We start from the raw sequence: 18,998 nt of genomic DNA on the forward strand, positions 1-18,998 counted from the left end.
GCGGCGCGATCATATGTATGAACAGCCGCCTTCGCAGGGCACCACCAGACCGGACCGGCGACCGGCCGGCAACTGATCGACCCACGGGGAGCACGCGGCCATGGCAGAACTCGGCACCACCCTCAACGGCCAGCACCAGTCCACCCAGAGCCCGCACCACCTCACCACCCACCGCCCGGCGTCGGCCACCCGGCTGCCGTCCGTGCTGATCGCCACCCGGCACGGCGAGTCCACCGCCAACGTCGAGTTCCAGCTGGCCGAGGCCGCCGGCGCGCTCAGCGTCCCGATCAGCTGCCGGGACGCCGACATCCCGCTGTCGCCGCACGGCCAGCAGCAGGCCCAGGCGCTCGGCCGCTGGTGGGCCGCCCTGCCCAGCGCCGACCGCCCGCGCAGCGTCTGGTGCTCGCCGTACGTGCGCACCACCGAGACCGCCCGGATCGCGCTCGCCCAGGCCGCCGGGCTCGGCGCCGTCCCGGTCACCCTCGCCGTGCGCCACGACGAACGGCTGCGCGACCGCGAACTGGGCGTCCTGGAGATGCTGACGCGGGCCGCGATCGAGGCCAAGCACCCGGAGGAGTCCGCCCGGCGGCGCAAGATGGGCGAGCTGTACTACCGGCCGCCCGGCGGCGAGTCCTGGGCCGACGTCGCGCTGCGGGTGCGCAGCCTGCTGCGGGACGTCTGCGAGGAGGAGGCCGGGCGGGCCGTCCTGCTGGTCGCGCACGACTGCACGGTGCTGATGCTGCGCTACGTGCTGGAGCGGCTCACCGAGGAACGGCTCACCGCGCTCGCGCCGGTGCGCAACTGTTCCACCAGCCTGTGGCGCGCCCAGGACGGGCGGCTGCACCCGGACCGCTGGAACAGCGTCGACCACCTCGCCCCGGGAAACTGACGAGCCGCCGCACCCCCGCGTCCGGCCCGCCTGCTCGTCCGGCCACGCCTGCTCGTCCGGCCACGCCTGCTCGTCCGGCCACGCCCCCTCGTCCGGTCACGCCCCCTCGTCCGGGCCGGCGAAGCAGCGCCGGTAGGCCAGCGGCGTGGTCCCCAGCCGGCGCCCGAAGTGGTGCCGCAGCGCGGCCGCGTTGCCGAAGCCGCAGCGGGCGGCGATCGCGTCCACCGGCTCGGCGGTGGACTCCAGCAGCCGCTGGGCGAGCAGCACCCGCTGTCCGGTCAGCCAGCGGTGCGGCGTCGTACCGGTCTCCTGCTGGAAGCGGCGGGCGAAGGTGCGCGGGGACATGTGGACCCTGGCGGCCAACTGCTCGACGGTGCAGTCCCGGTCCAGGTGGTGGCGCATCCAGTCGAGCAGCGGCGCCAGCGAGTCGCCGTCGCCGCCGGGCAGCGGGCGGCTCACGAACTGGGCCTGCCCGCCCTCCCGGTGCGGCGCCACCACCATCCGGCGGGCGATCCCCCGGGCCACCTCGGCGCCCTGCGCCTTGCGCACCAGGTGCAGGCAGGCGTCGATGCCGGCGGCCGTCCCGGCCGAGGTGATCACCGGGTCGTCGTCCACGTACAGCACGTCCGGCTCGACGACGGTCCGCGGGAAGCGCCGGGCCAGGTCCTCGCTGTGCCGCCAGTGGGTGGTGGAACGGCGGTCGTCCAGCAGCCCGGCCGCGCCGAGTACGAAGGCGCCGCTGCAGATCGACAGCACCCTGCCGCCGTCCGCCACCACCGAGCGCAGCCCCGCCAGCAGCGGCTCCGGGTACTCCGGGCGGATCGTCGTCGCGGTGACCACCACCAGGTCGGCCCCGGCCAGCCGCTCGGGGCCGTGCGGGACGTCCACCGCGAACCCGGAGTGCGTCGTGTGCGGCCCGGGGCGGGCGCCGGCGATCGCGAAGTCGTACCCGGGCAGGCCGTCGGCCGTGCGGTCGAGGCCGAAGACCTCGCAGGCGACACCGAGCTCGAAGGGGTGGATCTCCTCCAGCACCACCGCGACCACGTTCTTCAGCATGCCGCCCAGGATGCCCCGGCGGGCCCCGGCGGTGGAAGGGCCGGGTGGCAGTTTTTCGAGGAGATCAGTCATTCCTGCCACTCGTGGCCGCCGCGCCGCCCGGCCAGAGTGGAGCCATGGACACCGGGACTCTCGCAAGCGCAATCGCCCTGGTCGGGGCCGTCGCAGGCTTCGGCCTGCTCGGCACCCTGATCGGCCGGGAGGTCGCCCGCGGCGCCGCCGCCGGCCGCGACAACTGGCACCGCCCGGGCGGCTACCCGGCCGGCCCGGAACGCCTGGACCGGCTGTACGGCACCATGCCCGCCGCCTCGCTGCGCCCCTCCGCCGACCCGGCCACCCTCCCGGTCCGGGCCACCCCGGAGATCATCACCCCGGACGGTTCCGGCACACTGACGGGATGGACATCCTCATCCGCCAGGCCCTTCCGGAGGACCTCGACGACGCCGGCCGCATCACCGTCGAGGCCTTCGTCGGCGACGGCCACACCTCGCCCGAGAGCAGCTACGTCGAGCTCCTGCGCGACACCGCCCGCCGGGCCCGGGAGGCCGAGCTCCTGGTCGCGGTCGACCAGGCCGAAGGACGGGTCCTCGGCTGCGTGACCTACGCCGTCGGCGGCACCGAGTGGGCCGACATAGCCGGCCCGCGCGAGGGCGAGATCCGGATGCTCGCCACCGCCGCGGCCGCCCGCGGCCGCGGCGTCGGCGAGGCCCTGGTCCGCGCCACCATCGCCCGCAGCCGCGAACTCGGCCTGGACGGCATGGCCTTCTCCACCCGCCCGCAGATGACCGCCGCCCACCGCGTCTACGAGCGGACCGGCTTCCGCCGCACCCCCGAGCGCGACTGGTCCCCGTACCCGGGCATGGACCTGATGGTCTACAGCCTGGCGTTCTGAGCCCGGCCGGGGCGTCGTCGGCCCCGCTCCTCCCCGGTGATGACAGACGATCAACGGACGTCTTTTGATATAAACCACAGATCACGTCCGATGCCACGTCGCGGCGGCGGCCGACCGATCCCGGGGGGACGCACCACATGGAGGACGGGCCCGGCCTCGGCACGCCCGCGAGCGGCCCCACGCTCCAGGACATGCGCACGTCCCGGGGCATCGAGCCGCCGGCCACCAGCCGCTACGCGATCCCCGCACCCGTGCCCCGGCCGCGCGGGCCGCTGCCGCCCTCCGTCCGCTTCCCGGCGGTCGACGGGCTGCGCGGCCTCGCCATCGCCTCCGTCCTGCTCTACCACACCAACTGGTTCCAGAACGGCCTGTTCGGCGTGGACGTCTTCTTCGTCCTCTCCGGCTTCCTGGTCACCCTGGTGCTGATCCGCGAACTGGACCGCACCGACGGCATCCGGCTCGGCGTCTTCTACCGCCGCCGGGCCAAGCGGCTGCTGCCCGGACTGCTCGCCACCGTCCTCCTCGTCGTCGCGCTGTCCGCACTGGTCAGCCCGCTACGGGACGTCAGGGACCTCCGCCCGCAGGCACTCGCCGCGCTCGGCCAGGTCGCCAACTGGGCCCAGCTGGCCCGCGGCGACGCCTACTGGCAGCACTTCGCCTCCATCGACCCGCTCGCGGCCATGTGGTCGCTCAGCATCACCGAGCAGTTCTACGCGCTCTGGCCGCTGCTGCTGCTCGCGGTCTTCGGCCTCTGCCGCCGCTCGCTGCGCGCGACCGGCGTCGTCACCGCCGGGCTGTTCGCCGTCGCCGCGCTCGCCGCCCCGCTGATGTGGAACGGCGACAACAGCGACCGCCTCTACCTCGGCACCGAGACCCGCGCGGTCGGCTTCGCAGCCGGCGCCACCGCCGCCTTCGCCGTCTACCTGCGGCTGCGCCGCCAGGTCCGCGCGGCGGCCCCCGACGGCGGCGCCACCCGCTCCCGGCGGCGCCTGCTCGACCGCTCCGCGGCGGCCGGCGGCCTGGCGCCCGCCCTGCTCGGGACGGCGGCCCTCGGCGGCCTGGTCTGGGCCAGCCTGTCCGTCAGCGGCTACCACGAGCCGCTGCTCTACCAGGGCGGGCTGGCCGTGGTCGCGGCGCTCGCCGCCGTCCTGGCCGCCTCGCTCTGCCACCACCGGGGCCCGCTGGTCCGGCTGCTGTCGCTGCCCCCGCTGCGGCTCACCGGCACCATCTCCTACAGCCTCTACCTGCTCCACCTGCCGGTGTACTGGCTGCTCCAGCACTACGTCGACGACATCTCGCCGCAACTGCTGCTCGCCGTCGGCGCACCGCTCTCCTGGGTGCTGGCCTGGCTGATGCACACCGGCACCGAGAAGCTGCGGGTGCTGCGCTGGCGGGCCTTCCCGGCCGTCCCGCTGCTGGCCGTCGCCACGGCGGTGGCCACCACCGGCGCCTGGTACCTGCCCGCCTGGGTCCAGTACGACATGCGGTCCGGGCCGAGCGGCAAGCCCGCGGTCCTCGTCCTCGGCGACTCCTTCGCCCAGGACCTCGCCACCGGCCTCTACCGGCACGGCGACCGCTACCGGGTGGTCGACGGCGGGATCAGCGGCTGCGGCGTGTTCGATCCGGACAAGGTGCGCACCACCTCCGGCGAGGAGTTCGACACCAGCCGGGAGTGCCGCGACCGGGCCGCCGCGTGGGACCGGCAGCTCACCGGCGCCGCCCCGCAGGCCGTCGTGATCCACCTCGGCTGGGACGCCGCCGAGCAGTACCTCGACGGCACCTGGCTCAGCCCCTGCGAGGAGGACTACCGGAGCCGCTACACCGCCCAGCTCACCCAGGCCGTGGACCAGGTCCGTCGCCGCGCGCCCGGCGCCCGGGTCCTGCTGATGAACGAACGGGTCGAGAACGGCGCCATCAACAAGGGCTGGGGCACCTGCTACGACCAGCAGGTCGCCGCCTACGTGAAGACCACCGCCGGCGCCGTCCGGCTGGTCGACCTCGACACCTTCTTCTGCCCGTACGAGACCTGCGCGTGGAAGGACCGCGACGGCCACTGGGTCACCCCCGCCAACGACGGGGTGCACCTCACTCCGGCCGGCATGCGGTTCGTGACGCCGTGGCTGGAGCAGCAGATCGCGGACGGACTGACCGGACCGCCGGCGGGGCCGCCCACGGCCGCCCCGACGCCGGCCTCGACACCGACACCTACACCGACGCCCACGCCCACCCCCACGCCGACTCCGACGGCCACCAAGCCCACGGGCCAACCGAGTTCGACCAAGCCCGGCCGGCCCACTCCCTAGGGCCTAGCCCGGAGCCCGGGAGGGCGGCAGTTCGTAGGTCTGCGCGAAGCAGTCGCGGATCGCCCGCTCGGAGGCCGGCCGCCCGGCGTAGTCCATCCGCGGGGTGTCCTGGTTGGTCGGCAGGTTCGGGTCGATGCCGAAGTACAGCGACCAGAAGTACAGCCCGCGCAGCTTGCGCTCCTGCGCCACCTGGCAGACCGCGGTGAACCAGGTCGCCTGGACGACCTCGTTCAGCTCGGTCTTCTTGTAGTACTCGCCGGGCGTCTTGTAGGCGCCCTTCTGCGCCGGGATGCCCACCTCGGTGAGCTTGGTGGTCGGCTGCGGACCGCTGCCGCGCTTGTCGAGCCAGGCGTTCCAGCTGGCCTTCAGGTCGGCGACCGGGGCGTCGTCACCGGCCGACCTGGCCGGCGGGTAGGCGTCCACACCCGTGCCGTCCGCCGGGACCGCTATCGGGCCCTTGGACCAGTTGTCGAAGTTCGCGTCGTACACCAGCTCGCCGTGGAAGGCCTTCCGCGCCTGGTCGATGAGACCGGGCCACCGCGGGTCGCCCTCCAGCGAGTTGAACTCGGTGCCGATGGTGACCTCGGCCACCGAGTGCTCCTGGGCGGTCTTCAGGTAGGGCGCCAGGAAGGCGGCGTAGCTGGCGAACCAGGCGTCCCGGTCGGTCGGCGCGATGTTGCCGCGCCACTTGAGGGTGTTGAGGTAGTCGAAGACGTCCTCGTCCATGATCGGACGGATGGTGGTGCGCAGGCCCGCCCGGTGGGCGGCGTCCAGCAGCAGGGCCAGCCGCTCCGGGGTGGGGGTGGTCGGCCGGGCGGCCACGGCGTTCGACCTGGTGCCCGTCGTGTAGTACGGGAAGGTCACCGACAGGGAGTTGGCGTTCAGCCCGACCACGTACTTGACGATGCGGTCGACCTTGCCCTGGACGAAGTTGTCCGGGTCCGCCGGATCGTCCAGCCAGTACACCTGCACGCCCCACTCGGGGCTGCCCTCGGCCCACGGGCGGGCCACCTTGGGGCCGGTGTCCTCGGCCGGCGGCGCGTCCTTGCCGAAGCCCCAGACCCGGCCCTGCTCGGTCGCGGAGCCGGCCCAGTGCACGGCGGTCGGGCGCTGGTGGACGAACTTGAGCGGGTGGTCCCCCCAGACCACCGGGACGGCGACGGTGACGGCGACCACCACGGTCGGCAGGATGAAGATGGCGGGGCGCTTCACAGCGGTGACCTCCGATCAGGCCGGCTTGGCGATGACGACGAACTTGTTCTCCTCGCCCTTGAGGAACTTGATCAGCCCGCGCAGGCCGCCCCAGCCCTCCAGGAACGAGAACAGCGGGATGGCCGCCACCACGACGATCGGCTCCCACCACTTGCGCCGGTGGTTCGCCGAGGCGACCACGTTCAGGCGCAGGCCCTCCCAGTACGTCCAGATGACGTAGGCGAAGTTGATCGACCAGACCAGCACCACGGACTGGGTGACCGGGGAGGTGTTCCAGGTGCCGGTGAACCAGGCGACCAGCAGCACCAGGCCGACGTGCTGGAGCGGGCCGAGCACCCAGCTGACCATGCCCATCCCGATGAACAGCCGGTACCGCAGCGGGATCGTCCGGTTGAAGCAGAGCGCGACCAGGCCCCAGGCCCAGCGCTCGCGCTGCTTGAGGAAGTCCTTGATCCCGGCCGGCGAGGCACCGTAGCAGCGCCCGTTGAACCAGTCGCTGCGGCCCGGGTAGCGCTGGCAGAAGTTCAGCGCCATCTGGGCGTCCTCGACGATGGTCTTGGGGCCGAAGTCCCAGCCGATGGTCGCCTCCACCGAGGAGCGCATCAGGAGCAGTTCGCCGTGCACGCCGGCGATCGGGGTGCCGGTGCCGGTCATCGCGCGGAAGCGGGCGATGTCGTCGGCCGGGCGGATCGCGTCGGCGAGCCACGTGAAGGTGGAGACGGCGTTCTCCCGCGGGTACGTCAGGATGCCCTGCGCCATGTGCTTGGCGTCGTCCCCGGCCCGGCGCTGCCGGTTGACGAACTGCGCGACGGCGGCGGCGGTGTCCGGGCCGACGCCGGTGTCGTCGTCCATGTGCAGCACCCAGACGTCGTCCTCGGCCTCGCCCTCCTCGATCCGCAGCTCGTGCGAGTAGTGGTTGGCGCGGGCCTTGAACTTGGTGCCGTTGGCCGTCTCGTAGGCCTTCGGCACGGTCACCACCCGGATCAGCGGGTTGCGGGCGGCCAGATCGTCGATCTTCTCGGCGGCCGCGCAGCCCTCCTCGGTGAGGACGTCCACCCGCATCCACGGGAAGTAGGCCGGCAGGTGCTCGACGTACGAGAGCACCGAGCGCTCCAGCGCCGGATAGGTGTCGTGGCGGCCGATGGTCGGCACCAGCACGATCAGGAAGTCGTCCTCGACCGGCACGGCCGGCGTCATCCGGCTCACCTGGCGCAGCCGGCGGCGGACCATCAGCACGCCCTGGAAGCCGATCAGGACGCCGAACACCGGCATCCCCCACAGGATGGTGATCGTCCAGCCGAGCGGGGTGGGGTTGGGCACGTAGGCCCAGACCGAGAAGGCGAAGATGACCGTGAAGGAGAAGTAGAACGGGAGGACCCGGGGCTTCCACGACATCTGTCGCTCGGCGAGCCGGGCGGCCTCGCGGGACGTGGTGAGCACCGTCCGTGCGGGGGCTGTCGATGGCATGGCGAAAGTCGCTCCTCGTCTGGTGTCGGGCCGATCCCGTGCGGGAGCCGGATCGTTCGTAGGCGGTCCAGGGCTTCGGAGGTTCAGGTCTGCGGCGGGCGGTCCGTCGGCGGGTGGTCCGTCGGCGGGCGGTCGGCCGGGGACACGACCGGGCCGGGGGCGACCGGACCGGGCGTCACCGGACCGGGCGTCACCGCCGGTGCGGCGGGCCACGGCTGCTGCGCGAGCGGCGACGGGTGCGGGGCCGGCTGGACGGGCTGCTGCGCGTACGGCACCGGCTGCGACGGCTGGGCCGGCTGCGGCCAGGCAGCGGGCTGCGACTGCGGCTGCTGCGGGGCCGGGGGCTGCTGCGGCCACCCGGGCTGCGGCGGCTGCTGGAACGGCGGCTGCGCCGGCCAGGCGGCCTGCGGCTGCTGGGGCCAGGCGGGCTGGGGCTGGGGCTGGGGCTGGAACTGCTGCTGCTGGTACGGCTGCGGGCCCGGGGCCGGCTCGGCGGGGATCGTCTGCAGCAGCGACCAGTGCACCTGGCCGCCCGACGCCGCGGCGGCTTCCGGCGCCCCCTGCTCCCGCCACTTCAGCCGGACCAGCAGCAGGATCAGCGCCGCGGTGACGACCACGCCGAGCGCGAAGGTCGCGAGCTTGAGCCCGCCCTCGGTGGTGCTGGTGAACCACTCCCGCTGCGGCTTGTCCAGGAGCGCGCCGGTCAGGCTGCGCACCCGGTTGTACCCCTCGACCAGTGCGACGCCGGCCGCCACCCCGAGCGCCCAGGTGCGCCCGCGCAGCAGCAGGATTCCCGAAAGCAGGTAGATCAGGCCGTAGTTGAGGCTGCCGGTCTCGGCGTCCACCGAGGTGCCGCCGTAGTAGAAGATGCCTTTGACGTAGGTCGCGAACCCGACCTGGCCGAAGCAGTTGTACGCCGCCCAAGCGAGCAGCAGCACGCCCCAGCCGACGGCGATGCCGCCGGCCGCGCGCATCGCACGCGCCTGTCCCATCCCGCACCCCCGCCCCGCCGGGCCCGTCCCGGCCTCAGCCCTCGGCTTCGCCGCCACAGGATGCCACACGGCACAACGGACACGGTATTCCGGCCGTTCAACGGAATTCGGCGGTATAGCGCACCTCACGGCGACCGGCTCGACGGACGTGCGGGGGCGGCTCGGCGGACGTGCGGACCGGCTCAACGAACGTGCAGGCCGCCCCAGTCGACGTTCGCGCCGAACGGTCCGGCGCCACCGGTGAGCGCCAGCGGGCTGTGGTAGGTGGCGTTGACGTCGGCGCCGGAGTTGCGCGGCTGGTCCGGCGTCAGGTTGTCCGAGGTGAGCGACTGCCCCCAGACCGTCCAGATCGTCCAGGGCGTGCGCCGCAGCGTGTCCGGCTGGCGGGAGTTGACCGGGACGGCGAAGGACTCGGCCAGGATCCGCGGCTTGCCGTAGGCGGCGAGCCCGTCGTAGTACCGCTTGGTCCACACCTCGCCGGTGCCGATCGGGTGCGCGGGGCTGCCGCTGTAGTCGTCCACCCCGACCACGTCGACGTACTGCGAGCCCGGGTAGTAGTCCCACGGATCCGCGCCGGGGGCTCCGTCCCAGGACACCGGCGTCCAGACGAACAGCAGGTTGTGCAGGCCCCTGGTCTCCACCAGGTAGCGGTAGGTGATCCGCCACAGCGCCTGGTAGTCGGCCGGCTTCTGGCCCGACCACCAGAACCTGCGGGAGCAGTCCTGCACGTTCATCTCGTGGTACGGGCGCAGTAGCACCGGCACGTCGTGGGCGGCCAGGTACTCCAGGTGGTCGGCCAGGTAGGACAGGTCGGTCATCAGCGCGCGGTACTCGGGGGTGTCGTGCGCGCTGTCGACGACCCGGCCGAACCAGCTCTTGTCCTTGGCGGCCGGGGAGTTCGAACAGAGCACCTGCTCGAAGGACTTGACGTCCGAACCGGGGTAGGGCTGGTGGAAGGACATGCCGACGATCCCGGCCGGTCCCCCGCCGTTGTCGGGCAGTTCGGTGGTGGTGCCGTCGCAGTTGTGCTGGACGCCGGCCGTGCCGTAGCTGCCGTCGTCGGCGCGCGGGTGGCCGGCCCAGACGGCGGAGAGCAGGTCGACGGCGTCGTCGGTGTACTGCCAGCCGGCCCGGCAGGTGGGCCACCGGCCGGCCGAGTAGGAGCGCGGGTCGCCGACGCCCCAGCCGGTCTGGCCGTAGCCGGGGCCGAGGTCGGTCTCGACGAAGCCGGGCAGCTTGCCGGTGAGGTCGGCGGCCTTCTTGTAGTAGTAGCCGACCTGCTTGGTGCCGCGGTAGTCCCCGTACTCGGGGTTGTTGCGCTCGTTGTGCGCCTCGACGTGCTGGCCGATCACCGTCCCGCCGCTCTGCCCGGTGCGGGCCTGGCCCTCCAGGTCGGCGAGCAGCTGCTGGACGGCCCGGGCGTTCGGCGAGGCCTGCGGGTCCCGGGCGAGCAGGTCACGGCCGACCTCCGGCGGCAGGGTGCGGCCGGGGAGGCCGACCGTCACCGGGGCGCGGGCGGGCTGTTCGCCGTCGGCCCGGCCGTCGCGCTGCAACAGCGCCACGGCGCCCGCGGCGACCACGACCCCGGCCGCGGCCAGGGCGGCGGGCTTGCCGCGCAGGGCTCTGGGCAGGGCCACGGACCGCTCCTCCGGTTGGTCGCCGGCACCGGCCCAGGCGGACACAACCGGAACACTCGTGCGAATGACTGCCCCGAGAGCCTGCCACACTCCCCCGGCCCCGGCGAGCGAACCCGCCGGGGCCGGGGTCTCACGGCGGATCAGCCGGCCGCGGCGGCCTCCGGCGCACCCGGCGCGGCCGCGGCCTTGGCGCGCTGGAGCAGCTGGCCCTTCACGTGCTCGCCGAAGCCGGCGGCCGCCGCGGTGGCGGTGGCGTCGGCGGTGTCGCCGCCCTTCGCCGAGCCCTCGACCGTGAAGTAGGCGTACCGGCCCAGGGTGTTGTGCGTGTTGGTGCAGCCCGGAGTGGCGCAGAAGGCCGGCGCGCCCGGCGCGACGGCGCCCTTGAGGTGGCCGGTGTAGCTCTTCATCGAGGTCTCGGCCTGGATCTTGTGGTCGAAGACCGCGACGCCGACGGTCACCGCGCTGTCACCGGAGACGTAGGTCGCCCGGAGCACCTTCTGGCAGCCCTGGTCACCGAGGACCTTGCCGAGCCCGCCGGTCGTCGAGTTCCCGTCCCAGCAGGGCGAGTCCAGCGAGACGAAGGTCCGGTTCCAGGTGGCGCCGTTGACCGTCACCTGGAGCGCGGAGAACAGTGCCCCCGCGTCCTGCGGCGCCGGGTCGGTGGCAGCCTCCCAGATCGGCTTAGACGGGTCGTCCGGCGCGCCGCCCGGGGTGCCGGACGGGTTCCCACCCGGGGTTGCGGCGGCACCCGGCGCGGCACTCTGGGCGGCACCCGATGCGGCGGAGGACGGCCGGTCGGAGGCCGAGGCGACCGGCCCGGCGACCGGCTTGTCGCCGCCGTCCTTCGTCAGCAGCACCGCCCCGCCCGCGATCAGGCCGCCGACCAGGACGACCCCGACCGCCACGCCGAGGGCCCGCAGCCGGCGGCGGCGCTTGCCGTCCGCCGCGTTGCGGTCCGCCAGTGCCTCCCAGTTCGGCTCGGCGCGCTGCGGCGCCTGGGGCTGCGGGTACGGCTGGGGCTGCGGGTACGGCTGCGTCTGGGGGTGCGGCTGGGGATGTGCCTGGGGATACGGCTGGGGGTTCGGCTGCCACTGCGGCGGCACCTGCTGCCCCGGCGGTCCCGGCTGCGCCACCGGCTGGGCCACCGGCTGCGCGGGCGACACCGGGGGCCCGTACGAGGCCGGCGGCGGCCCGAAGCCCCCGCTCGGCGGCAACACCGGACCGGGCACCACCGGCGGCGGCTGACCGTGCCCGCCCCCCGGCCCGGTGGGAGGCGTTCCCTGCGGACCCTGCCCGGGTGCGCCTGTTCCGTCGCTCACGCGCCCCCTCGCTTCGCTCGATGATCGCTTCGCGAAACGCGCCCCTCGGCGCTTCGCTCGCTCATGCGCCCAGATCGTAGGGCATGCCCCCGGCGACCGGTCCGCCCGGTGACCGTTCCGTATCGAAACCAGGGCGCCGGGGCCCGGAATCAGGGCCCCGGAAGCCCGGACCCGAGGCGCCCCAAGGCCACGAGCCGCCCCCTCCCGGCACCCCCGGTTATCGCTCCGACACACCGTGCCGCACTACATGTGGGGTCGCATCAGAGAGACACCACTAGATGTATGCTCAATCTTGCTGTCGACGCAGGGGAACCCGGTGCGAATCCGGGACTGCCCCGCAGCGGTGAGCGGGCGGCTCCAGCAGTCGCCCCGCGAGTCCGAGTACCTGCCGACGGTGTGCGCACCGGCCCTCCCGCAGAGGCCGCGCCAGCACGAGAACCACCTTCCGGGCCTCGCGGGCGGGCCGGGGACGCCACTGTCGCGCGACGCTTCCTGCGTACGTGCCGTGCTCCCCTGCCCCGAACGGCCCGGTACCCCCCGAGCACCACCGCCGATCGCCGCCAGGAGAGAGCGCCTTGACCACCGCTGCCTCAGCCACCCTGCCCGCCCAGGGCACCGGCCCCGCCCCCACCGACCCGACGGTCTCCGACCCCGGTGGCGCGCTCCTTCGGCTGCTCACCGACCGCAGCGTCGATCTCCCCCAGGTGGACCCCGGCCATGTCGCCGCCGCCGCGCTGCGCGGCCGCCACGCCGGCTCGGACTTCGCCGAGCTGCGCGGGCTGGCCGTGGACGCCGCCGCGTCGATGATCGCCGAGGACCCCCAGTACTCGAAGCTGGCCGCCCGGCTGCTCGCCCTGGAGATCGTCGACGAGGCGAACAGCCAGGGCTCGCGCTCCTTCGCCGCCTCGATCGCCGTCGGCCACGACGAGGGCCTGATCGGCGACACCACCGCCGCCTTCGTCGCCAAGCACGCCGCCGCCCTGGACGCGCTGATCGACGCGCACGGCGACGACCGCTTCGAGTACTTCGGCCTGCGCACCGTGCAGTCCCGCTACCTGCTGCGCCACCCGATCACCCGCAAGGTCATCGAGACCCCGCAGCACTTCCTGCTCCGCGTCGCCTGCGGCCTGGCGGTCGGCGACAGCGAGCAGTCCGTGCGCGAGGTCGCCGAGCTGTACGGCCTGATGAGCCGGCTGGAGTACCTGACCTCCTCGCCGACCCTGTTCAACTCCGGCACCCGGCACCCGCAGATGTCGAGCTGCTACCTGCTCGACTCCCCGCTGGACAACCTGGACTCGATCTACAACCGCTACGCGCAGATCGCCCGGCTGTCCAAGCACGCCGGCGGCATCGGCCTGTCCTACTCGCGCATCCGCTCGCGCGGCAGCCTGATCCGCGGCACCAACGGCAAGTCCAACGGCATCGTCCCGTTCCTGCGCACCCTCGACTCCTCGGTCGCCGCCGTCAACCAGGGCGGCCGCCGCAAGGGCGCGGCCTGCGTCTACCTGGAGACCTGGCACGCCGACATCGAGGAGTTCCTGGAGCTCCGCGACAACACCGGCGAAGAGGCGCGGCGCACCCACAACCTCAACCTGGCGCACTGGATCCCGGACGAGTTCATGCGCCGGGTCAACGCCAACGAGGACTGGTCGCTGTTCTCCCCCGCCGACGTTCCCGAGCTCGTCGACCTGTGGGGCTCCGACTTCGACGAGGCCTACCGCAAGGCCGAGCTGGCCGGCAAGGCCGTGCGCACCATCCCCGCGCAGACCCTGTACGCCCGGATGATGCGCACCCTCGCGCAGACCGGCAACGGCTGGATGACCTTCAAGGACGCCTCCAACCGCGCCGCCAACCAGACCGCGCTGCCCGGCCGCACGGTGCACTCCTCGAACCTGTGCACCGAGATCCTGGAGGTCACGGACGACTCCGAGACCGCCGTCTGCAACCTCGGCTCGGTCAACCTCGGCGCCCACGTCGCCCCCGGGGCCTCCGTCGACGACCTGCTCGGCGCCATGGACTGGGAGCGCCTCGACGCCACCGTCCGCACCGCCGTGACGTTCCTCGACCGCGTGGTGGACATCAACTTCTACCCGACCACCGAGGCCGGCACCTCCAACTCCCGCTGGCGCCCGGTCGGCCTCGGCGTGATGGGCCTCCAGGACGTCTTCTTCAAGCTGCGGATCGACTTCGACTCCGCCGAGGCCGCGCGGCTGTCCACCCTCATCGCCGAGCGCATCATGCTCACCGCGTACGAGCGCTCCGCCGACCTGGCCGAGCAGCTGGGCCGCCACGAGGCCTACGGCGAGACCCGCGCCGCCCGCGGCGAGCTGCACATCGACCACTTCCCGACGGCCGCCCCGCAGTGGGCCGACCGCTGGACCGCGCTGCGCGCCCGCATCGCCGAGACCGGCCTGCGCAACTCGCTGCTGCTGGCCATCGCGCCGACCGCGACCATCGCGTCCATCGCCGGCGTCTACGAGTGCATCGAGCCGCAGGTCTCCAACCTGTTCAAGCGCGAGACGCTGTCCGGCGAGTTCCTCCAGGTCAACCCGTACCTGGTGCGCGAGCTCAAGGAGCTCGGCGTCTGGGACCAGCAGACCCGCGACGCCCTGCGCGAGGCCAACGGCTCCGTCCAGGAGCTGGGCTGGCTGCCCGCCGAGGTCCGCTCGCTCTACCGCACCGCCTGGGAGCTGCCCCAGCGCGCGCTGATCGACCTGGCCGCGGCCCGCATGCCGTACCTCGACCAGAGCCAGTCGCTGAACCTGTTCATGGCGGCGCCGACCATCGGCAAGCTCAGCTCGATGTACTCCTACGCGTGGAAGGTCGGTCTCAAGACCACCTACTACCTGCGCTCGCGCCCGGCGACCCGGATCGCCCAGGCCGCCTCCGGCACCGCCCGCGCCGCCGCGCCCGCGCCCGTGCCGGTGAACACCCCGACCCTCACCCCGGAGGAGGAGGCCGCACTGGCCTGCTCCCTGGAGAACCCCGAGTCCTGCGAGGCCTGCCAGTGAGCACCCCCGACCGCGAGAAGATGCTGCTCGACCCCGGCTTCGAGCTGACCCTGCGCCCGATGCGCTACCCGTCGTTCTACGACCGGTACCGGGACGCGATCAAGAACACCTGGACCGTCGAGGAGGTGGACCTGCACTCCGACGTCGCCGACCTGGCCAAGCTCAGCGAGGGCGAGCGCCACCTCATCGGCCGCCTGGTCGCCTTCTTCGCCACCGGGGACTCGATCGTCTCCAACAACGTGGTGCTGAGCCTCTACAAGCACATCAACTCCCCGGAGGCGCGGCTGTACCTGTCGCGCCAGCTGTTCGAGGAGGCCGTGCACGTCCAGTTCTACCTGACGCTGCTCGACACCTACCTGCCGGACCCCGAGGACCGCAACGCGGCCTTCGCCGCGGTGGAGAACATCCCCTCCATCCGCCAGAAGGCGCAGTTCTGCTTCAAGTACATGAACGCCGTCGACCACATCGACTCGCTGCAGACCAAGGAGGACCGCCGCGCGTTCCTCCTGAACCTGATCTGCTTCGCGGCGTGCGTCGAGGGCCTCTTCTTCTACGGCGCGTTCGCGTACGTGTACTGGTTCCGCTCGCGCGGCCTGCTGCACGGCCTGGCCACCGGCACCAACTGGGTGTTCCGCGACGAGTCCATGCACATGGACTTCGCGATGTCGGTCGTCGACACGGTTCGCGAGGAGGAGCCCGACCTCTTCGACGACGAGATGGCCAAGCAGGTCACCGAGATGCTGGAAGAGGCCGTCGAGGCCGAGCTCCAGTTCGCCCAGGACCTGTGCGGCGACGGCCTCGCCGGCATGAACACCGACTCCATGCGCCAGTACCTGGAGGCCGTGGCCGACCAGCGCCTCGCCCGCCTCGGCCTGCCGATCCGCTACGGGTCCACCAACCCGTTCGGCTTCATGGAGCTCCAGAACGTCCAGGAGCTGACCAACTTCTTCGAGCGCCGCGTGTCGGCGTACCAGGTCGCCGTCGAGGGCTCCGTCGCCTTCGACGACGACTTCTAAGCCACCGGCTTTTGACAGAGGTGCCCCGCACGGCCCGTGGCCGCGCGGGGCACCTCTGTTTTGGAGGAGTTGGCCGCACAGTGGGGCTGCTGCCCGCGCGCCGGCGGTATCGGCAAGTTCGTCTGGTGTCACATCTCCCCCGAGGCGACCGCCGCGTGATCGCCATCCGGGCCCGGATCACCGGCATCATGCTGCCCGCCGTCTTCCCGAGCCTCGACCACGCGTTGCCCGTCCTCTGGGAGCGCGTCCGCGAACTCCCGATCCACGCGGCCCACCGGGACTTCATCCGCCTCTGCATCGGGCCCGGCGGCGGCGAGGGCATCGCCTACTGCCTCGCCCGCGGCGGCCGCTGGAGCGTCACCCGCTACATCGGCGAGATGACCAGCTGGACCGCCCACCCCATCCAGCGGTACCGAGACATCGCCCTCGCGCACGCCGTCCCCTTCGGGGAGTACTCGGCAGCTTGAACGGGCCACTTGGGAAAAACCCTGCGCTCGCCTGTTCGAATTTGGGCTGATTTCCAGTATCGGAAACGTGAACCTCTTGCCTACGCCCGGCCCGACTCGGGAGCATCGTAGGGAGACCTAGTGAGGAGGCAACGTGAGCTGACACGGCTTTTGGGTTCCTGTGAAGATGGCGATTGCCCGACGCTCTACCTGACGGATCGAGGCACCCTCGCCGTCCAGGGCGAGCATCTAACCGAGCATGCTCTTCAGATTCCGGCGCACGAGTCCCTGGTCGAAATTCCCATCGAGCTCATCCGAAAGGCCATCCGTGACAACTACATCTAGGACCCTCGGGGACTGGTTCTCGGAGTTCAATCGACAGGCATTCCGGCTGGAAACGCTGGACGACTACGGCCAGTCCGGCGGAGTGGGCGCCTATCACGCCTTCCTCGCGGGCGAGGAGCAGCCGGACGACTTCAAGACCGCCGACTGGATCAACAGCGTGGCCGATGCCACTCGGGCCGGTAAGCGGATGTACCGCGTACACGTCCTCTCGCGCCCACTCACGGACTATCTCCGGTTCGAGCTCGCCTGGGGGTACCACCGGAACATGGCGGCTGGTGAGGAATTCTTCATCCTCGACACCACAGACCGGGAAAATCCCGTTCCCAAGGCACCGGACTTCTGGCTCTTTGATGACGAGACAGTTGCCGAGATGATCTATGACGGCAACGGGAAGTACCTGCGACCCGAATTCCTCAGCGGCAGCCGGATCGCCCAGTTCAAGTCCTACCGCGATGTCGCGATGGCGAACTCCGTCCCGTTCACCCAGTGGTGGGCCGAGCACGGCAAGTGAACAGATCGCGACGCCGGAGTACGTCGACGCCAGTCTGGCTCTGATCCCCGGCGATCACTCGGCAGCCATCGCCAAGAAGCTCGAACGGCAGGCCCTACTGCGCGAAGCCACCAAGAGCTTCACTTTCGTCCTGACGGAGCAGGCCTGTCTTTGGCCGCGGGTACCAGCGCAGGCCATGGCGACGCAGCTCGACCACTTGGCCTCGCTCTCCCGTCTGCCGAACGTCCGGCTCGGAGTCATCCCACTGGCAGGCCACATGCCGAAGGCTCCGATGAACGTCTTCACCGTCTACGACGCGTCCCTGGCCACCGTTGAAGTGGCCACGGGCGTGCTCGTGTTCCGTGACTCCCATGACGTCCGGACCCATCTGGACACGTTTCAGACCTTTGAGGGGTACTCGCTCTGGGGCGGGGACGCTCGGGCCAGGCTCAAGGAGTGGGCTTCCCGCCATCGGTGAGCGTCCCAGTGCCTCTGCCGGTGGCCGAATGCCCCCATCAGAAACCCCACTCCGGCCAGACCCTCATGCGCAGGAAGTCGGCCGGTCCGACTTCCTGCGCATGAGCTGACGCGGAAGGCGAATTCACACACCGGCCGAAGGGACCGCAGAGGAGTTCTTTCAGGAACAGGAAAGCGTGCAGAAATCACCGGAGCTCCCCCGTAATTTGGTGACTCGCCACAACGATCCGAGAGCCGTGGGAGCGTTTCCATGTCCGCTGCGAATTCCGCACGACCGAGCGACACGAGTCGGCCTCCGAAGCGTCGCCGTACGCACGCGGAACTCATGGAGCGGATCGACAACAACCCGGTCCGAAAGGACCTGACGACCGGAAGTCTGGCCGAAATCGTGGGCGCACAGGACGGCAGCGCCCTCGTCCGGCCGCTGTTCGAGCCGGATGCGCCGCCGCGCCAGGTGCCCGCCGACCTGCTCACCACCCGCATCGGCCTCTGGCGCTGACGGAGCGGCTTCCCCCTCATTCTTCCGCCCAAGTCCTGGGCGGGGCGGGGCCGTTCCGCGCCCCGAAGCGATACCGGAAGGTGCAGGCGATGACTGACCACAACCTGTACGAACTCGACCTCTCCCAGATCGAGTTCAGCCGCGCGCGCGGCGGCAACCAGGGCGGCGACGACGACGGCGAGTCGTGCGTGACCCTCGGCCTGGTCGAGCACGGCGTCTACGCCCTGGGCGACAGCAAGCGTCCCGACCGCGAGCCCCTGCTGTTCACCGCCGAGGAGCTAAGCGCCGCCGGGATCGACCCGGCGCGGTTCGGGCTCTCGGCCTGACCCTCCGCCCGCCCAGCCCGCCCAGCCCGCCCCGGCCACCCGCAGTCCCGTGCGGGCGGCCGGGGCACCAACGCCACCGAGGAGAAGCACAGTTGCACTTCCACGGCTACGAGTGGACCGGTGACGGCCGGCTGCTGGCGAAGGAGTCGGAGCGGCGGCCGGTCGAGGGCTCGGGCTTCAGGCTCTCGGAGCTGCCGCCGATGATGACCGGCTGGTGGCTGCTGCGCCCGGCCGCCCAGATCCGGGGCACCTGGGAGACGGCGGCCGACGCGGCCGACTGGCTTGCGGCACGATACGAGGAACACGCGCCGGGCGGCGACCCTCGGCTTCCCACCGAGGCGCGGCGACTCCGCGCGGTCGAGCAATTGGAGGGTGCCGCAGACGTGGTGTGGTCCCACTGGGTGTCCGACAGCCGCTGGTCGGGCCACTACGTGATCGCATGCCCCCACAAGACCAGGCCGGACATCCCGTGCCCGACCCGGCACACCGCTCGACCACCGGTCTCGGGCTGACGCTGCCGCCCCGTCTGCGGGGGCCCGTCGGGGTTTCGACGCTGTTGGTTTCCGGCGGGCGGTGGCAGTCAGCGGCGGCGACGGACAAGGGCGCGATACGGCAGATACC

The 18,998-nt window shown here is 72.1% G+C and carries 18 protein-coding genes and 1 riboswitch; of the genes, 12 read left to right on the forward strand and 6 right to left on the reverse strand.

What is annotated here, in order from left to right; genetic code table 11:
* Positions 1–100: 100 nt before the first annotated feature.
* Positions 101–889, forward strand: a complete 789-nt coding sequence (locus ABT015_RS16170) for a histidine phosphatase family protein (protein WP_350879665.1) — start codon at positions 101–103, stop codon at positions 887–889.
* Positions 890–985: 96 nt separating this feature from the next.
* Here ABT015_RS16170 and ABT015_RS16175 read toward each other — a convergent pair whose 3' ends face one another.
* A complete protein-coding gene (locus ABT015_RS16175) occupies positions 986–1,945 on the reverse strand; it encodes a helix-turn-helix domain-containing protein (protein ID WP_350879666.1) in 960 nt (319 codons plus the stop codon).
* Between the two features lie 397 nt (positions 1,946–2,342).
* Between ABT015_RS16175 and ABT015_RS16180 the strand changes: the two genes are divergently transcribed.
* Both ABT015_RS16180 and ABT015_RS16185 read left to right on the forward strand, forming a co-directional pair.
* Positions 2,343–2,837: a GNAT family N-acetyltransferase gene (locus ABT015_RS16180; RefSeq protein WP_350879667.1), complete on the forward strand. Its 495-nt coding sequence runs from the start codon at positions 2,343–2,345 to the stop codon at positions 2,835–2,837.
* Positions 2,838–3,028: 191 nt separating this feature from the next.
* Positions 3,029–5,140 carry an SGNH/GDSL hydrolase family protein gene (locus tag ABT015_RS16185; RefSeq protein WP_350879668.1) on the forward strand — a complete coding sequence of 704 codons (2,112 nt, stop codon included), beginning with the start codon at positions 3,029–3,031 and terminating at the stop codon, positions 5,138–5,140.
* 3 nt (positions 5,141–5,143) lie between these two features.
* Here ABT015_RS16185 and ABT015_RS16190 read toward each other — a convergent pair whose 3' ends face one another.
* From ABT015_RS16190 to ABT015_RS16210, 5 genes are all read right to left on the reverse strand, one after another.
* Positions 5,144–6,352: a glycoside hydrolase family 113 gene (locus tag ABT015_RS16190; RefSeq protein WP_350879669.1), complete on the reverse strand. Its 1,209-nt coding sequence runs from the start codon at positions 6,350–6,352 to the stop codon at positions 5,144–5,146.
* A 15-nt stretch (positions 6,353–6,367) separates the two neighbouring features.
* On the reverse strand, positions 6,368–7,819 hold the full coding sequence (locus ABT015_RS16195) for a glycosyltransferase family 2 protein (RefSeq protein WP_350879670.1): 1,452 nt from the start codon (positions 7,817–7,819) through the stop codon (positions 6,368–6,370).
* An 83-nt stretch (positions 7,820–7,902) separates the two neighbouring features.
* The gene (locus ABT015_RS16200) at positions 7,903–8,811 is read right to left on the reverse strand and encodes a hypothetical protein (RefSeq protein WP_350879671.1); all 909 of its coding nucleotides are present in this window, start codon (positions 8,809–8,811) and stop codon (positions 7,903–7,905) included.
* Positions 8,812–8,993: 182 nt separating this feature from the next.
* Positions 8,994–10,448: a glycoside hydrolase family 26 protein gene (locus ABT015_RS16205; protein WP_350879672.1), complete on the reverse strand. Its 1,455-nt coding sequence runs from the start codon at positions 10,446–10,448 to the stop codon at positions 8,994–8,996.
* Between the two features lie 140 nt (positions 10,449–10,588).
* A complete protein-coding gene (locus ABT015_RS16210) occupies positions 10,589–11,611 on the reverse strand; it encodes a hypothetical protein (protein WP_350879673.1) in 1,023 nt (340 codons plus the stop codon).
* 438 nt (positions 11,612–12,049) lie between these two features.
* Positions 12,050–12,174: riboswitch (cobalamin riboswitch) on the forward strand.
* A gap of 192 nt (positions 12,175–12,366) precedes the next feature.
* On the opposite strand from ABT015_RS16210, the gene ABT015_RS16215 reads away from it, so the two are divergent.
* The 9 genes from ABT015_RS16215 to ABT015_RS16255 all read left to right on the forward strand — a co-directional run bounded on the left by ABT015_RS16215 (position 12,367) and on the right by ABT015_RS16255 (position 18,889).
* Positions 12,367–14,778 (forward strand): ribonucleoside-diphosphate reductase subunit alpha, encoded by a 2,412-nt coding sequence (locus ABT015_RS16215; protein WP_350879716.1) that lies wholly within the window; start codon positions 12,367–12,369, stop codon positions 14,776–14,778.
* A 20-nt stretch (positions 14,779–14,798) separates the two neighbouring features.
* Positions 14,799–15,794: a ribonucleotide-diphosphate reductase subunit beta gene (locus ABT015_RS16220; protein ID WP_079136257.1), complete on the forward strand. Its 996-nt coding sequence runs from the start codon at positions 14,799–14,801 to the stop codon at positions 15,792–15,794.
* Positions 15,795–15,949: 155 nt separating this feature from the next.
* Positions 15,950–16,261, forward strand: coding sequence for a hypothetical protein (locus ABT015_RS16225; RefSeq protein WP_350879674.1), 312 nt, complete (start codon positions 15,950–15,952; stop codon positions 16,259–16,261).
* A 138-nt stretch (positions 16,262–16,399) separates the two neighbouring features.
* Complete coding sequence (locus tag ABT015_RS16230) at positions 16,400–16,585, forward strand: hypothetical protein (RefSeq protein ID WP_402452860.1); 186 nt, start codon at positions 16,400–16,402, stop codon at positions 16,583–16,585.
* The gene (locus ABT015_RS16235) at positions 16,569–17,096 is read left to right on the forward strand and encodes a DUF6879 family protein (protein ID WP_350879676.1); all 528 of its coding nucleotides are present in this window, start codon (positions 16,569–16,571) and stop codon (positions 17,094–17,096) included. The genes ABT015_RS16230 and ABT015_RS16235 overlap by 17 nt, the downstream gene beginning before the upstream one ends.
* Positions 17,038–17,553, forward strand: a complete 516-nt coding sequence (locus ABT015_RS16240; RefSeq protein ID WP_350879677.1) for a Scr1 family TA system antitoxin-like transcriptional regulator — start codon at positions 17,038–17,040, stop codon at positions 17,551–17,553. The genes ABT015_RS16235 and ABT015_RS16240 overlap by 59 nt, the downstream gene beginning before the upstream one ends.
* A 324-nt stretch (positions 17,554–17,877) precedes the next feature.
* Positions 17,878–18,051, forward strand: a complete 174-nt coding sequence (locus tag ABT015_RS16245; RefSeq protein WP_350879678.1) for a hypothetical protein — start codon at positions 17,878–17,880, stop codon at positions 18,049–18,051.
* 89 nt (positions 18,052–18,140) lie between these two features.
* Positions 18,141–18,377, forward strand: a complete 237-nt coding sequence (locus ABT015_RS16250) for a DUF397 domain-containing protein (protein WP_350879679.1) — start codon at positions 18,141–18,143, stop codon at positions 18,375–18,377.
* 92 nt (positions 18,378–18,469) lie between these two features.
* The gene (locus tag ABT015_RS16255; protein ID WP_350879680.1) at positions 18,470–18,889 is read left to right on the forward strand and encodes a hypothetical protein; all 420 of its coding nucleotides are present in this window, start codon (positions 18,470–18,472) and stop codon (positions 18,887–18,889) included.
* The last annotated feature ends 109 nt before the right edge of the window (positions 18,890–18,998 follow it).

Source organism: Kitasatospora sp. NPDC094016 (assembly GCF_040304045.1).
Lineage (GTDB): Bacteria > Actinomycetota > Actinomycetes > Streptomycetales > Streptomycetaceae > Kitasatospora.